Origin of the sequence: Neobacillus bataviensis LMG 21833 (genome assembly GCF_000307875.1) — a bacterium.
Classification (GTDB): domain Bacteria; phylum Bacillota; class Bacilli; order Bacillales; family Cytobacillaceae; genus Neobacillus; species Neobacillus bataviensis.
In genome coordinates this window covers 1-549 of the sequence record NZ_AJLS01000178.1, presented here as the reverse complement: position 1 = coordinate 549, position 549 = coordinate 1, and the positions used below count along the sequence as shown (strand labels likewise).

Genomic DNA, 549 nt, shown 5'->3' with positions numbered 1-549 from the left:
AGACTCTAAAGAGCTTCAAGCTCCTAAGACTATCAAAGGAGACGTAGACAAAGCCTTTGAAGAGAAAGCTCCTACAATCAAGGGGTATAAACTCGATACAACTAAGTCAGACGAAACTTACAAAGGTAAGTTTACTGAACAAGGTCAAACCTACTACTTCGTATATGTAGGTGACGGTTCTACTCCAAGCAACAAAGATAACAATAACACTTCTGACAACAGCACACCGTCAGACAACAAAGACTCTAACAATGAGTCAGGCAAAACTGTTCCTAAAACAGCTCCTGAAGGTTCATACTACGATGATAATGGCAACCTCTTGATCAAAGACGGAGTGCTTATTGATTCAAAAGGTATTCCCCAACAGGTCAATAGGGAACTTAGACATCAAACGGACTATACTTTACTCTCCCTACCTAATGACTTAAATACATGGGTAGGGACTTTTGGGATTCAGAACAACCCTTCGCCTATGACCATGAGACTCAATCCGACTCAACCCAGCACACAACCGACTTCTCAATCTCTCAACATCTCAATCTCACAGCT

Annotated in this window: 1 protein-coding gene; it reads left to right on the top strand. The window is 41.5% G+C overall.

All coding sequences use genetic code 11. The features are described from left to right. The coding region (locus BABA_RS24470; protein ID WP_007087958.1) for a MucBP domain-containing protein at positions 1-549 on the top strand (549 nt) is incomplete at both ends.